14 protein-coding genes are annotated in these 12,293 nt (G+C 69.5%); 9 read left to right on the forward strand and 5 right to left on the reverse strand.

All coding sequences use genetic code 11. From position 1 onward, the window contains the following. The first annotated feature begins 23 nt into the window (after positions 1-23). From OPU67_RS07050 to OPU67_RS07090, 9 genes are all read left to right on the forward strand, one after another. A complete protein-coding gene (locus OPU67_RS07050; RefSeq protein ID WP_267618665.1) occupies positions 24-896 on the forward strand; it encodes a sulfurtransferase in 873 nt (290 codons plus the stop codon). Continuing rightward, a complete protein-coding gene (gene metC / locus OPU67_RS07055; protein ID WP_267618666.1) occupies positions 893-2,083 on the forward strand; it encodes a cystathionine beta-lyase in 1,191 nt (396 codons plus the stop codon). Before OPU67_RS07050 ends, metC begins: the two co-directional genes overlap by 4 nt. Next, positions 2,083-3,084, forward strand: coding sequence for a mechanosensitive ion channel family protein (locus tag OPU67_RS07060; protein ID WP_267618785.1), 1,002 nt, complete (start codon positions 2,083-2,085; stop codon positions 3,082-3,084). The genes metC and OPU67_RS07060 overlap by 1 nt, the downstream gene beginning before the upstream one ends. 66 nt (positions 3,085-3,150) lie before the next feature. Next, complete coding sequence (gene cobA, locus OPU67_RS07065; protein WP_267618667.1) at positions 3,151-3,978, forward strand: uroporphyrinogen-III C-methyltransferase; 828 nt, start codon at positions 3,151-3,153, stop codon at positions 3,976-3,978. Then, complete coding sequence (locus OPU67_RS07070; protein WP_267618668.1) at positions 3,975-4,274, forward strand: DUF2849 domain-containing protein; 300 nt, start codon at positions 3,975-3,977, stop codon at positions 4,272-4,274. Before cobA ends, OPU67_RS07070 begins: the two co-directional genes overlap by 4 nt. Then, a complete protein-coding gene (locus OPU67_RS07075) occupies positions 4,274-4,714 on the forward strand; it encodes a hypothetical protein (protein WP_267618669.1) in 441 nt (146 codons plus the stop codon). The genes OPU67_RS07070 and OPU67_RS07075 overlap by 1 nt, the downstream gene beginning before the upstream one ends. Beyond that, positions 4,714-6,381, forward strand: a complete 1,668-nt coding sequence (locus OPU67_RS07080; protein WP_267618671.1) for a nitrite/sulfite reductase — start codon at positions 4,714-4,716, stop codon at positions 6,379-6,381. The genes OPU67_RS07075 and OPU67_RS07080 overlap by 1 nt, the downstream gene beginning before the upstream one ends. Then, positions 6,374-6,829 (forward strand): DUF934 domain-containing protein, encoded by a 456-nt coding sequence (locus OPU67_RS07085; protein ID WP_267618673.1) that lies wholly within the window; start codon positions 6,374-6,376, stop codon positions 6,827-6,829. Before OPU67_RS07080 ends, OPU67_RS07085 begins: the two co-directional genes overlap by 8 nt. Then, on the forward strand, positions 6,819-7,595 hold the full coding sequence (locus tag OPU67_RS07090; protein WP_267618674.1) for a phosphoadenylyl-sulfate reductase: 777 nt from the start codon (positions 6,819-6,821) through the stop codon (positions 7,593-7,595). Before OPU67_RS07085 ends, OPU67_RS07090 begins: the two co-directional genes overlap by 11 nt. Before the next feature lie 10 nt (positions 7,596-7,605). Here the strand turns inward: OPU67_RS07090 and OPU67_RS07095 are convergent, their stop codons facing one another. The 5 genes from OPU67_RS07095 to OPU67_RS07115 all read right to left on the reverse strand — a co-directional run bounded on the left by OPU67_RS07095 (position 7,606) and on the right by OPU67_RS07115 (position 12,280). Continuing rightward, positions 7,606-8,523 (reverse strand): NAD-dependent epimerase/dehydratase family protein, encoded by a 918-nt coding sequence (locus OPU67_RS07095; protein WP_267618676.1) that lies wholly within the window; start codon positions 8,521-8,523, stop codon positions 7,606-7,608. Beyond that, positions 8,520-9,638, reverse strand: a complete 1,119-nt coding sequence (proB, locus tag OPU67_RS07100) for a glutamate 5-kinase (protein ID WP_267618681.1) — start codon at positions 9,636-9,638, stop codon at positions 8,520-8,522. Before proB ends, OPU67_RS07095 begins: the two co-directional genes overlap by 4 nt. A 7-nt stretch (positions 9,639-9,645) precedes the next feature. Beyond that, positions 9,646-10,722, reverse strand: coding sequence for an Obg family GTPase CgtA (gene cgtA / locus OPU67_RS07105; protein ID WP_267618683.1), 1,077 nt, complete (start codon positions 10,720-10,722; stop codon positions 9,646-9,648). Between the two features lie 131 nt (positions 10,723-10,853). After that, the gene (locus tag OPU67_RS07110; protein WP_267618684.1) at positions 10,854-11,780 is read right to left on the reverse strand and encodes an ABC transporter substrate-binding protein; all 927 of its coding nucleotides are present in this window, start codon (positions 11,778-11,780) and stop codon (positions 10,854-10,856) included. Beyond that, positions 11,765-12,280, reverse strand: a complete 516-nt coding sequence (locus OPU67_RS07115) for a hypothetical protein (RefSeq protein WP_267618686.1) — start codon at positions 12,278-12,280, stop codon at positions 11,765-11,767. The genes OPU67_RS07110 and OPU67_RS07115 overlap by 16 nt, the downstream gene beginning before the upstream one ends. Between the last annotated feature and the right edge of the window lie 13 nt (positions 12,281-12,293).

Genomic DNA, 12,293 nt, shown 5'->3' on the forward strand with positions numbered 1-12,293 from the left:
ACTTGCACGCTAGGCTCGCGGCCATGACCACGCTCCCCGCCCCGCTCGTGACCTCCGACTGGCTCGCCGAACACCTCGCCGACCCGCACATCGCGGTGCTCGATGCCTCGCTTCACCTCCCTGCCGCGGCGCGCGACGCGGGCGAGGAGTTCGCCGTCGGGCACATCCCGGGCGCACGGTTCCTCGACCTTGCGAGCCTTGTCGACCGCAACTCCCCGGTGCCCGCCGCCCTGCCCCGCCCGGAGCAGCTCGCCGAGCGGCTGGCGAGCCTCGGCGTGGCGCCCGGCGACGGCATCGTCCTCTATGACGACAGCGCGATCCGCACCGCCGCTCGCGGGTGGTTCATGCTGACGTCGAGCGGCTGGTCCAACGTCGCGATCCTCGACGGTGGCCTCGGCAAGTGGCGCGAGGAAGGCCGCGCGCTGGAGAGCGGCGGGGCCGAGGTCGCTCCGGCATCCCCCGCCAACCTCTCCGCCCCCGAGCGGGTGCGCACCAAGGCCGATATGCTCGCCAATATCGACAGCCGCGCCGAACAGGTGCTCGACGCGCGCGGCGCCGACCGGGTCTATGGGACGGGCGTCGACCCGGTCCATGGCGTGCCCAACGGGCGCATCCCCGGCGCGCGCAACCTGCCTTACACCGCGCTGTTCGAGGCGGACGGGACCTACAAGAGCCCCGACGCCTTGCGTGCGGCCTTCGCGGAGGCCGGGATCGACCTTGCCCGGCCCGTCACCACCACCTGCGGCAGCGGCGTCACCGCCAGCGTGCTGCTGTTCGCCATGCACCTCCTTGGCAAGCAGGATACCGCACTCTACGACGGGAGCTGGAGCGAATGGGGCGCGGACCCCGCCACGCCCAAGGCCCAAGGCCCCGATCCGGAGCGCCCCGAGGCATGAGCGACGGCGGCGATCACAAGGACCTGCGGCCCGCCACCCGCCTCGTCCACGGCGGCCGCCGCAAGGAGTGGACCGGCCCGGTGGTCAACCCGCCGGTGTGGCGCGCCTCGACCCATCTCTACGCCAGCGACGCCGAGCGGCAGGCGGCGGGCGGCAACAATGCCGACGGGCAGTTCTTCTACGGTCGTCGCGGCGCACCGACCCAGTGGGCGCTCGCCGAGGCGCTGACGCAGATCGAGCCGGGCGCGCACGGCACGGTGCTCTACCCGAGCGGGGTGGCGGCGATCGCCGGCGCGATGCTCGCCGTCCTTGCGCCGGGCGACCGGCTGCTGATGAGCGACAACGCCTATGACCCCACCCGCAGCATGGCGACGGGTCTGCTGGCGCGGCTGGGCGTGACGACCGAATTCTTCGACCCGCGCGACATCGCGGCCTACCGCGCCCTGTTCGCCGCGCCGGTCAAGGCGGTGTGGCTCGAGAGCCCCGGAAGCCTCACCTTCGAGGTCTGCGACATCCCCGCGCTCGCCGGTATCGCCCGCGAGCACGGGGCCGTCACCCTGCTCGACAACACCTGGGCGAGCCCGCTCGGCTTTTCGGGGCTGACCCACGGCTGCGACATCGTGATGATGAGCCTCTCCAAGCACGTCGGCGGGCATTCCGACCTGATGATGGGCTCGGCGAGCGCGGGCAAGCGCTGGTACACGGCGCTGCGCCGCGTCAGCCACGAGCTGGGTCAAGTGGTCTCGCCCGACGACGCGGCCTTGGCGGCGCGGGGCCTGAGGACGATGGGCGTGCGGCTCGCGGCGCAGACCGCCTCGGCGCTGAAGGTGGCCGAATGGCTGGAAGCGCAGCCGCAGGTCTCGCAAGTGCTCTGCCCGCTCCTCCCCTCGCATCCCGGCCATGGCCTGTGGAAGCGCGACTTCGCCGGCGGGTGCGGGCTCTTCGCCTTCGTGCTGGCGAGCGAGGACCCGGCCGCCTCGGCGCGGGTCTCCGATGCGCTCGCGCTGTTCGGCAACGGCTATTCGTGGGGCGGGTTCGAGAGCCTTGCACTGCCGATTGCTCCGAAGTCCTACCGCTCGGTCATGCCCTGCCCGACTGGCGGGCGCCCCGCCCTGCGCCTGTCGATCGGCCTCGAGGACCCCGAGGACTTGATCGCCGATCTGGCGCAGGCGCTGGCGCGCGCGTGATGGCTGCCGCTCGGCCAACGCCGCGCGCCAGCGAGGCAGTCGGCGGCGCGGATATCCTGCGCGAGGATCTCGCCGAACGCTCGCAGACCGTCGGCGGCATCGTCAACCGGCTGGACAGTTTCGCGCTCGAAATCGGCACATTTCGGGTGTCGGCATTCGACGTGCTGTTCGCGGTCGGTGCGGTCTTGCTGGTGGTGGTGATCGCATGGTTCGCCACCCGCTTCACCCGTTCCGCCCTGCGCCGCGCCACCCGGCTCGACGGAACCCAGGCGGCGCTCGCCGAGAAGATCGCGACCATCGTCATCTGGGTCATGGCCTTTCTCGTCGGCGTGGACCTGCTCGGTGTCGATCTGACCGCACTCACGGTGTTCTCGGGCGCCTTCGGCCTGGCCATCGGCTTCGGCCTGCAAAAGACCTTCGGCAATCTCATCTCGGGCATCATCCTCCTGATGGACAAGTCGATCAAGCCGGGGGACGTGATCGCGGTCAACGATCAGACCGGGCAGCAGACCTTCGGCCAGATCCGCAAGATCGGCATCCGCGCAGTCTCGGTCACCACCCGGGACGAGCGGGAATATCTGATCCCCAACGAGAACCTGATGATCAACCAGGTCGAGAACTGGTCCTATTCCTCGCGCAATGTGCGGGTGCAGGTGCCGGTGGGGGTGAGTTATGACGCGGACATGGCGCTCGCCGAGACGCTGATGCTCGACGCCGCACGCAAGGCCCGCCGGGTGCTGCTCCAGCCTGCCCCTTCTGTGTGGTGGAACGGGTTCGGCGACAATGCGGTCAACTTCACGATCCATTGCTGGATCAACGATCCCGAAGAAGGCGTCGGCAACGTGAAGAGCGATGTGCTCAAGCACTTGTGGGCGCTGTTCAAGGAGCACGGGGTCGGCCTGCCCTACCCGCAGCGCGACATTCATCTCAAGGATGGTGCGGCGGTGGAGCGGCTGCTCGCGGCGCTGGAGACGAGGAAGTCCCCGGACCCTCGGCAATAGCTGCGCTTCGCGCGCGGCAATCCATTCTCGCTGGCCTGCACGGCCGTGACGGCCCAATTGGGCGCCATGCGAAAGACCGGCACCATCTATCTCGTCGGCGCGGGGCCGGGTCCGGTGGACCTCCTCACCCTGCGTGCCGCTCGCCTCATTTCCGAGGCGCGGGTGATCGTCCATGACGGGCTGATCGGGCCGGACATCCTCGGCCTCGCCCGCTCGGACGCCCGCCTGATCTCGGTCGCCAAGAGCCGCGCGCGCCACACCATGCCGCAGGCAGACATCAACGCGCTCCTGATCCGCGAGGCATTGCAAGGCCATGATGTCCTGCGCCTCAAGGGCGGCGATCCCTTCATCTTCGGACGCGGCGGCGAGGAAGCCGAGGCGGCGCGCGCTGCCGGCGTCCCCGTCGAGGTGGTCCCCGGCATCAGCGCAGCGCAGGGCGCGGGCGCGGCGGCGCAGATCGCGCTCACCCACCGCGAGGCTTCGAGCATCGTCTCGTTCGTGGCCGGCCAGTGCAAGGGCCTTGCCGAGCAGGACTGGTCGGGCCTTGCGGGCAAGGGTCGCACCCTGGTGATCTACATGGGCGTCTCGACCGCGGGCAGAATCGCCGAGAAGCTGATGGCCGACGGCCTCGCCCCCGAGATGCCGGTCGCGGTGATCGAGAACGCCGCGCGCCCCGAGATGCGGGTGCTGCGCGGGCTGCTCGCGGGGCTGCCGGAGCTGGTCGAGGCCAACGGCGTCAAGAGCCCCGCCCTCATCGTCATCGGCGACGTCACCGCGCGCCTGTCCGACCAAAGCCGTCGTCCCAGCGCAAGCTGGGACCTGGAGCGGCAAACGCAGTTCATTGAGGCCCTAGGCCCCAGCTTGCGCTGGGGTGACGGAGAGCAGGAAGCATGAAAATCCTCACCGGCAACGACCTGCGCAGCGGCGCCGTCACCTGGTGGAACGGCTCCGGCTGGTCGCTGTTCGTCGACGATGCCGTGGACGTGGGCAAGGACGCGGAAGAAATCCTCGCCCGCGAGGAAGCTGCGCGCCGGGTCAACGTGCCCTACGTGATCGAGGCGAGCATCGACGCCGCCGGCCACGTGCGCCCCGCCCACATCAAGGACCGCGTGCGCGCGCTGGGCCCCACGGTGCGCCGCGATCTCGCCGTGCCGACCGCGCAGAAGACCGGCTGGGACTGGGTGATCTGATGCGCCTGCCTGCCGCCACGCTGGCCTCGGCCGTCGCCTTCGCCGCCGCGCCTTCCGCTGCCGAAACCGCGCCCGCTCCGGCACAGGCGCGCACCACGATGGTGGTCGAATGGACGCGCCTCAAGGCCCTCCCCGGCGAGCGCGCCAACCTCACCGCCTTCATCCACCTCAACTGGTTTGCGATGGACGCCAAGGCCGTGGAGCAGGGCCTGTTCACCTCCTACCGCCTGATCGCCAACCCCGCCCCCGATGGCGAGTGGGACCTGCTGGTCGAGGTCGGCTACCCCACGCCTGCCGGTTACGACGATCCCGCCACCCGCGCCGCCTTCGAGGCGATCCGCGCCGCGCACAAGACCGTGCCGGTCGAGGGCAAGACCCTGCGCGAACTCGGCAACATCCTCGGCACCGAACGCCTCCCCGTCCTGACTGGAACCCGCTGATGTACCGCTATGACCAATACGACCAGGCCATGGTCGATGCCCGCGTCGCCGAATTCCGCGACCAGGCCCGCCGCCGCCTCGAAGGCAAGCTGACCGAGGACCAGTTCAAGCCGCTCAGGCTGATGAACGGGCTCTACCTGCAACTCCACGCCTATATGCTGCGCGTCGCCATCCCCTACGGGACGCTCGACAGCCGGCAGCTCGAGAAACTTGCCGACATCGCCGACAAGTACGACCGCGGCTACGGGCACTTCACCACCCGCCAGAACATCCAGTACAACTGGATCAAGCTCGAGGACGCCGCCGACATCCTCGCCGAGCTGGCGAGCGTCGAGATGCACGCGATCCAGACCAGCGGCAACTGCATCCGCAACATCTCGTCCGACCATTTCGCGGGCGCGGCGGCGGACGAGGTGGTCGACCCCCGCCCCTATGCCGAGCTGATGCGCCAGTGGTCGAGCTTCCACCCGGAGTTCAGCTACCTGCCCCGCAAGTTCAAGATCGCGGTGATCGCGTCCGAAAAGGACCGCGCGGCGATGCGGCTGCACGACATCGGCATCCGCATCGTCAAGCGCGGCGCTGAAGTGGGCGCCGAGGTCTATGCGGGCGGCGGGATGGGCCGCACGCCGATGGTGGCCCCGCTGATCCGCGACTTCGTGGCCCTGGACCAGCTGATCACCTATGCCGAGGCGGCGCTCAGGGTCTACAACCGCTACGGCAGGCGCGACAACAAGTACAAGGCGCGCATCAAGATCCTCGTCCATGAGCTTGGCGCGGCGGAATACACGCGCCAGGTCGAGGAGGAGTTCGCGCACCTGCTGAGTGTGGGCGTCGAGCCGCCTCTGGCCGAACTCGAACGCATCAAGGCGCACTTCGCCCCTCCCCCGTTCGTGTCGAGCGAAGTCGAGACACCCTTCGAACAGCACCTCTCGACCATCCTCGAGGCGAACGGAGGTCAGGGTAGCGCGTTCGGCCGTTGGGTCCGGCGCAACACCCACCCCCACAAGGCGCCGGGTTACGTCTCCGCCGTCATCAGCCTCAAGCCCGCAGGCGGCATCCCCGGCGATGCGACCTCGGAGCAGATGCGCCTAGTGGCGAAGCTCGCCCGCGATCACTCTTTCGACGAGCTGCGCGTGATGCACACGCAGAACCTGCTGCTGCCCCATGTGCGGATCGCGGACCTTCCGGCGGTGTGGCAGGCGCTCGACGAAGCGGGCCTCGGCAGTCCCAACATGGACACCATCGAGGACATCATCGCCTGCCCGGGCCTCGACTATTGCAGCCTCGCCAACGCCCGCTCGATCCCGCTCGCCCAGCGCATTTCGGAGCGCTTTGCCGAGACCGGTCGCACCGAGGTGGTGGGCGAGTTGAAGCTCAAGATCTCCGGCTGCATCAACGCCTGCGGGCACCACCACGCGGGCCACATCGGCATCCTCGGCGTCGACAAGAAGGGGGTCGAGAACTACCAGCTTTCGCTCGGCGGGTCCGAGGCCGAGGACGTGAGCCTCGCCAAGATCACCGGCCCCGGCTTCGACGAGGACGGCGTGATCGCCGCGGTCGAGAAAGTCACCGATGTCTACCTTGCCAAGCGCAGCGACGGCGAGCGCTTCCTCGACACCTACCGCCGCATCGGCATGGAGCCTTTCAAGGAGGCGCTTTATGGGTAATGACCTTGGGACGAGCCCCGACGAGGTGCAGTTCCGCTTCCGCGACGACGAGCCGGTCGATCATGCGACCGTCACGGTCGATTCCTGCTGCGACCAGACCAACGCTGCTGCCGTCCGGATCGAGCCGGGTGACGATGCCCGCGTGCTGCTGCCGTTCTTGGACCGTCTCGCGCTGGTCGAGGTCAACTTCCCCGCCTTCGGCGACGGACGCGGCTACTCGGCTGCCCGCATCCTGCGCGAGGCGGGCTACACCGGCGAGCTGCGCGCGGTCGGCCAGGTGCTGATCGACCAGCTCTCGCACATGCGCCGCTGCGGCTTCGACAGCTTCGCCCCCGACAAGCGCCTCGACGAGGAGGACGCCGCGCGCGCCTTCGCGACGTGGGAGAACGTCTACCAACGCGCGGCGGATGGTCGCCGCACGGTAGCGGAGAAGCGCCATGAAGCCTGAACTCAATCTCGCCGCGCAAACCCGCACCCGCGACGCGCTCGATCTCGCCCCGCGGTTCACCGACCACGACGCGCAGCGCCTCAACCGCCTGTTCGAGGGCGCGTCGACCGCCGAGATGCTCAAGAGCGTGATCCGCGACCGCCTCGCAGGCGAACTCACGGTGGTCTCGAGTTTCGGCGCGGAGAGCGCGGTGTTGCTCCACCTGGTAGCGTCTGTGGACCGGTCCGTGCCGGTGCTGTTCCTCGACACCGGCAAGCACTTCGCCGAAACCCTCGCCTATCGCGACGAACTCGTGACGCTGCTCGGGCTCGACCTCGTGGTGCTGCGGCCGGACCCGGACGACCTCGCCAAGCGGGACGAGACCGGCCTCAGATGGTCCTACGACCCCGACGGCTGCTGTGAAATACGCAAGGTCAAGCCGCTCGCGAAGGCGCTTGCGCGGTTCGACGCGAGCTTCACCGGGAGGAAGGCGTTCCAGGCCAGGACGCGGGCCAATCTGCCGCGCTTCGAGGTGGATACTTCGGATGCGCAGGGGCGGCTCAAGATCAATCCGCTGATCGACTGGGACGCGAGCCAGATCGAGGGCTATTTCATCCAGCACGACCTCCCCCGCCACCCTCTGATCGCACAAGGCTACCCCTCGATCGGCTGCTCGCCCTGCACCTCGCAGGTGCTGCCCGGCGAGGACCCGCGTTCGGGCCGCTGGAAGGGCTGGGACAAGACCGAATGCGGCATCCACAAGCCGGGCTTAGAGCCGTTTTTGTGAGGCGGGGCGCCTAGAGCCACCCCTCCCGGACGTACCACTCGGCGGTAGCCTTCAGACCATCTTCGCCGGAAATGCGCGGCTGCCACAGGCCCGGTGGCGGCTTCCTGTCGAAGCGCGAGACCCAGTTGGGATGGGCCATGTAGCCGACACGGTCAGGCGTGAGCTTGGCGCGGTCGCCCCGCGCCATGCGGTCGGCGGCAGCGGCGGCGTCAAGCACCGCGCGCGGCAGGTGCGGGGCGAAGACGCGACTGCGGCCCACCGCCCGACCGATCGCGGCGGCGAGTTCCTTGTGGCTCCACCCGCCCTCGCGTCCGTCGTCCGGTTCATAGGTTTGCTTGCGGGTCGCGGCAGAATTGGCGGTGGCCAGCCCCACCAGCAACCGCGCGAGATCGTCGGCGTGGATGATCGAGCTCGCTCCGCCCGGCGGAAGAGGGACGAAGCCCCATTTGGCCGTGCGGAACATGTCGAGATAGTCGATATCGCGCGGGCCATAGACGCCGGGAGGCCGCACCGTGGTCCAGTCGAGCCCGCTCGCCTCGACCAGCGCCTCGGCCTTTGCCTTGGAGGCGCCATAGGCCGAAAGCTTCGGCTCGCGCGCGGCGAGCGAGGAGACGAACACCAGTCGGCGGACGCCGGCGCCCTTCATCGTGGCAATCACATTGGCGGTGCCGGTGACATTGGCGAGGGCGAACCGCGCCGGATCGGGCGTGTTGGTGAGCCCGGCAACATGGAGCACCGCATCTGCGCCCGCGAACAAAGCCGCCAGCGCCGCCTTGTCGCCGAGATCGCCTCGCACCCACTCCACGCCTTCGCGCGGCGCCTGATCGCGCCGGGCGAGCGCGCGGACCGTGTGCCCCTCGGCCAGAGCCGCATCGAGCACCGCAGAGCCGACGAAACCGGTCGCACCGGTGATCGCCAGGAGCGTCACAGCAGGACCATATGGTCGCGGTGGATCACGCAGGAGCGCGGCGCGTAGCCCAGCCGCTCGGCCTGATCCTCGGCGCGCTTGCCCGCGATGCGCTGCAATTCGGCCGCGTCATATTCGGCGAGGCCTTGTGCGAGGCGCTCGCCGCGCAGGCTGAGCACGCTGACAAGATCGCCGCGCCGGAAGCTGCCGGAGACGCCGACAACGCCCGCGGCGAGCAGGCTCGCTCCGCCCTTCAGTGCCTCGGCGCAGCCCGTGTCGACGCGCAGCTCGCCCGCCGGTGCGAGCCGCCCGCCGAGCCATGCCTTGCGGGCCGAGGCGGCACTCACGGGAAGGAACAGCGTCCCCGTGCCCTCGGCCAGCGCCTTTGCAATCGGGGCTGCTTGGGTGCCATTGAGAATGCCGAGCGCGATCCCGGCCCGCGTCGCGATCTGCGCCGCTTGCAGCTTGGAGATCATCCCGCCCGAGCCGAGGCCGGAGGATGAGGCTCCGCTCGCCATTGCCATGACTTCGGGGGTCACGGCCTCGACCACCGGGATCAGCGTGGCGCCGTCCTCGCGCGGGTCGCGGTCATAGAGCCCGTCGACATCCGAAAGCAGCAGCACCACATCGGCATTGGCCGCCTGCGCCACGCGGGCGGCCAAGCGATCATTGTCGCCGAAGCGGATTTCCTCGGTGGCGACGCTGTCGTTCTCGTTGATGACCGGGGTCACGCCCGCCTCGAGCAGCCGGTCGAGCGTCGCCGAGGCATTGAGATAGCGGCGGCGGTCTTCGAGGTCGCCCAAGGTCAGCAGCATCTGCGCGGCGGTGATGCCTTGTGCGCCGAGCGCGCGGCTCCACAGGTCGGCAAGCGCGATCTGTCCCACGGCAGCTGCGGCTTGTGCATCGGCAAGGCTCCCGCGCCCGCCCTTGGGCAGGGCGAGCCGCGCCGCGCCCAGCGCAATCGCGCCCGAGCTCACCACGATCACCTGCGCGCCTGCCCTTCGCAGGCTGGCAAGGTCGCGCGCCATGTCCGAAAGCCACGCCTCGCGCGCCTGGCCGCCGCCGACCAGCAGCGCAGAGCCGATCTTGACCACGATCCGCCGTGCGGTGGTGATGTCAGCGAGACGCGTCAGCATCGCTGGCTCAGAGCGGCGACCACTCGGGGGCGTCGCCATCATCCTCGATCTCGACCGCCTTGGTCTCGGTCGCGGTGCGATCCGGCAGGTAGGCAAGCACCGCGTCGAGGAGCTCGGGGATCCCCGCACCGGTCGCGCCCGACACCGCAAAGACCTGCTCCGCGCCCGCCGTCAGCAGCTCCTTGCGGAAGCCCTCGACCAGTTCGGCATCGGCCAGGTCGAGCTTGTTGAGCACCACCAGCCGGGGCTTTTCGTCAAGCCGCGTGTGCTCCTTGTCGCCATAGGCGGCGAGCTCCTCCTCGACGATGCGCATCGCCTCGGCGGGGTCGGCGTCCTCGGTGCCGGTGATGTCGATGAGATGGATCAGCACCCGGCAACGCTCGATGTGCCCGAGGAAGCGGTCGCCGATGCCGACGCCGTCCGCCGCGCCCTCGATGAGGCCCGGGATGTCGGCGAGCACGAATTCGCGGCCCTTGTGGCGCACGACCCCGAGCTTGGGCACCAGCGTGGTGAAGGCATAGTCGCCGACCTTCGCCTGCGCGTTCGAGACCGCGTTGATGAAGGTTGACTTGCCCGCATTGGGCAGCCCCACCAGCCCCACATCCGCGAGCAGCTTGAGCCGCAGCCACACCCACGCCTCCTCGCCCGGAATGCCGGGCTGGTGCTGGCGCGGCGCGCGGTTGGTCGAGGTCTTGTAGGAGGCATTGCCGCGTCCGCCCATGCCGCCTTCGAGGAACACGAGCCGCTGGCCCACCTCGGTGAAGTCGGCGAGCACCTCTTCCTTGTCCTCGGAGAGGATCTGCGTGCCCACCGGCACCTTGATGACCAGCGGCTCGGCCGAGGCGCCGGTGCGGTCCTTGCCCATCCCGTGGCCGCCGCGCGGGGCCTTGAAGTGCTGCGAATAGCGGAAGTCGATCAGCGTGTTGAGGCCCGCGACGGCTTCGAACACGATGTCCCCGCCGCGCCCGCCATTGCCGCCATCGGGGCCGCCATACTCGACATACTTCTCGCGCCGGAACGAGACGGCCCCGGGGCCGCCTCCGCCGGACTTCACATAGATCTTGGCCTGGTCGAGGAAATGCATCGCGGGCGCTTACGCATTTTCTGCTGCAAATGCGAGGGGAATGGCGATTCCCCCTCGCCCGTTCGCCTCGAGCGCAGCCGAGAGGCCATGGCAATGTATCTCGGCTTCGCTCGATATGAACGGGTCTGGCGTTAGAGCCTCGCGATGAACGGCCGCAAACGCTCCGGCACGGTATCCGGCGTATGGATCAGGCAGGCAAGCACCTCGGCGCTCTCCACCAGACGCGGGCCAGGGCGGTTGAAGAGGTGGTGGCCGTCGACCGCGAAGACCCGCCCCTCACGCACCGCTCTGAGGTCGCGCCACGGCGCCCCGGCCAGTAACGCGCGGGCCTCGGGCAGGGTCTGGGCGAGCTGGTAGCCGCAGGGCATCAGCGCGATGATATCCGGATCGGCGGAGCTCACCGCCTCGGCCTCGATCCAGTGCGAGTGGACGCCCGGATCGGCCAGCAATGGCTCGGCTCCGGCGGCGGTGATGAGTTCGGGCACCCAGTTGCCCGCGACCATCAGCGGTTGGAGCCATTCGACCGCGAGCATCCTTGGGCGCACGGCAGGCGCTGCGGGAAGCGCGCCGAGCCCCGCCCGCATCCGCGCCGCCGCTGCGGCTGCGCGCTGGGGCACGCCTGCCGCCTCGGCCACGCGCTCGAGATCGCCGAACACGTCCGCAAGGTCATCGGGCGCGAGCGAGACGAGCTTGGGCGGCGCACCGACCCATGTCGCCAGCGCCTCTTCCAGATCGGCTGGCGTCACCGCGCAGACCGCGCATTGCGCCTGGGTCAGGATCACATCGGGCCTGAGCGACTTGAGCAGCGGCGCATCGACATCATAGACCGACAGGCCCTTCTCGACGATCGCCTTTACCCGGTCCTCGATCGCCTGCGAGGTCAGGCCCTTCTCCAGCTTGGTCGATGTGCACACCGGTAGCGCCTTCACCGCCGGGGGGAAGTCGCATTCGTGCGAACGGCCCACCAGATTGTCCTGCAATCCCAGCGCCACCGCAGTCTCGGTGGCGCTGGGAAGCAGCGAGACGATCCTGATCGGCGGGTTCATCGCGCCTGCCATGCGGCGAGCGCGGGAAGGGGTGCCAGCACCTGCCAGCCGAGCCACAGGCCGGCGAACCATAGCCCGTCGTTCAGCGCGATCAGCCCGACGATCTCCGCCGCGAACAGCGACGGATCGCCGAACGGGAGGGCATAGGCGAACAGCATCGCCTCGAAGGCCGCGAAGGCGGCACAGAACGCCAGCAGCGCGTTCGCACCCCGCCCCGCCACCACGCGCGCGGCGACAAAGGCGAGGAGGCTCGATCCCAGCAGCGAAAGCCCCGCCGCAAAGGTCGCGCCGTCCCGTGGGAAGCCCATCAGGCCGAAGCCCAGCACCTGATTGCCGAGCCAGCACAGCCCCACAGCCGCCGCCCCGCGCCGCGCGGGCATGGCGAGCGCGGCGATGGCGGCGATGGCGGCGAAGGGCATCATGCAGGCGAGGACGGTGCTGCCCGTCAGCGTGCTCACGGCGAGGACCGCAGGGAGCGCGATGGCGCCGAGGCTCTTTTCGGTCTGCGTCATGTCGGTGCCTCCC

Source organism: Erythrobacter sp. WG (genome assembly GCF_026586795.1).
Classification (GTDB): domain Bacteria; phylum Pseudomonadota; class Alphaproteobacteria; order Sphingomonadales; family Sphingomonadaceae; genus Erythrobacter.

What these genes read in the sequence shown, in the direction of transcription:
- OPU67_RS07050 (WP_267618665.1), top strand. Translation starts at nt 24, where the DNA reads ATGACCACGCTCCCCGCCCCGCTCGTGACCTCCGACTGGCTCGCCGAA.
- metC (WP_267618666.1), top strand. Translation starts at nt 893, where the DNA reads ATGAGCGACGGCGGCGATCACAAGGACCTGCGGCCCGCCACCCGCCTC.
- OPU67_RS07060 (WP_267618785.1), top strand. Translation starts at nt 2,083, where the DNA reads ATGGCTGCCGCTCGGCCAACGCCGCGCGCCAGCGAGGCAGTCGGCGGC.
- cobA (WP_267618667.1), top strand. Translation starts at nt 3,151, where the DNA reads ATGCGAAAGACCGGCACCATCTATCTCGTCGGCGCGGGGCCGGGTCCG.
- OPU67_RS07070 (WP_267618668.1), top strand. Translation starts at nt 3,975, where the DNA reads ATGAAAATCCTCACCGGCAACGACCTGCGCAGCGGCGCCGTCACCTGG.
- OPU67_RS07075 (WP_267618669.1), top strand. Translation starts at nt 4,274, where the DNA reads ATGCGCCTGCCTGCCGCCACGCTGGCCTCGGCCGTCGCCTTCGCCGCC.
- OPU67_RS07080 (WP_267618671.1), top strand. Translation starts at nt 4,714, where the DNA reads ATGTACCGCTATGACCAATACGACCAGGCCATGGTCGATGCCCGCGTC.
- OPU67_RS07085 (WP_267618673.1), top strand. Translation starts at nt 6,374, where the DNA reads ATGGGTAATGACCTTGGGACGAGCCCCGACGAGGTGCAGTTCCGCTTC.
- OPU67_RS07090 (WP_267618674.1), top strand. Translation starts at nt 6,819, where the DNA reads ATGAAGCCTGAACTCAATCTCGCCGCGCAAACCCGCACCCGCGACGCG.
- proB (WP_267618681.1), bottom strand. Translation starts at nt 9,638, where the DNA reads ATGCTGACGCGTCTCGCTGACATCACCACCGCACGGCGGATCGTGGTC.
- cgtA (WP_267618683.1), bottom strand. Translation starts at nt 10,722, where the DNA reads ATGCATTTCCTCGACCAGGCCAAGATCTATGTGAAGTCCGGCGGAGGC.
- OPU67_RS07110 (WP_267618684.1), bottom strand. Translation starts at nt 11,780, where the DNA reads ATGGCAGGCGCGATGAACCCGCCGATCAGGATCGTCTCGCTGCTTCCC.
- OPU67_RS07115 (WP_267618686.1), bottom strand. Translation starts at nt 12,280, where the DNA reads ATGACGCAGACCGAAAAGAGCCTCGGCGCCATCGCGCTCCCTGCGGTC.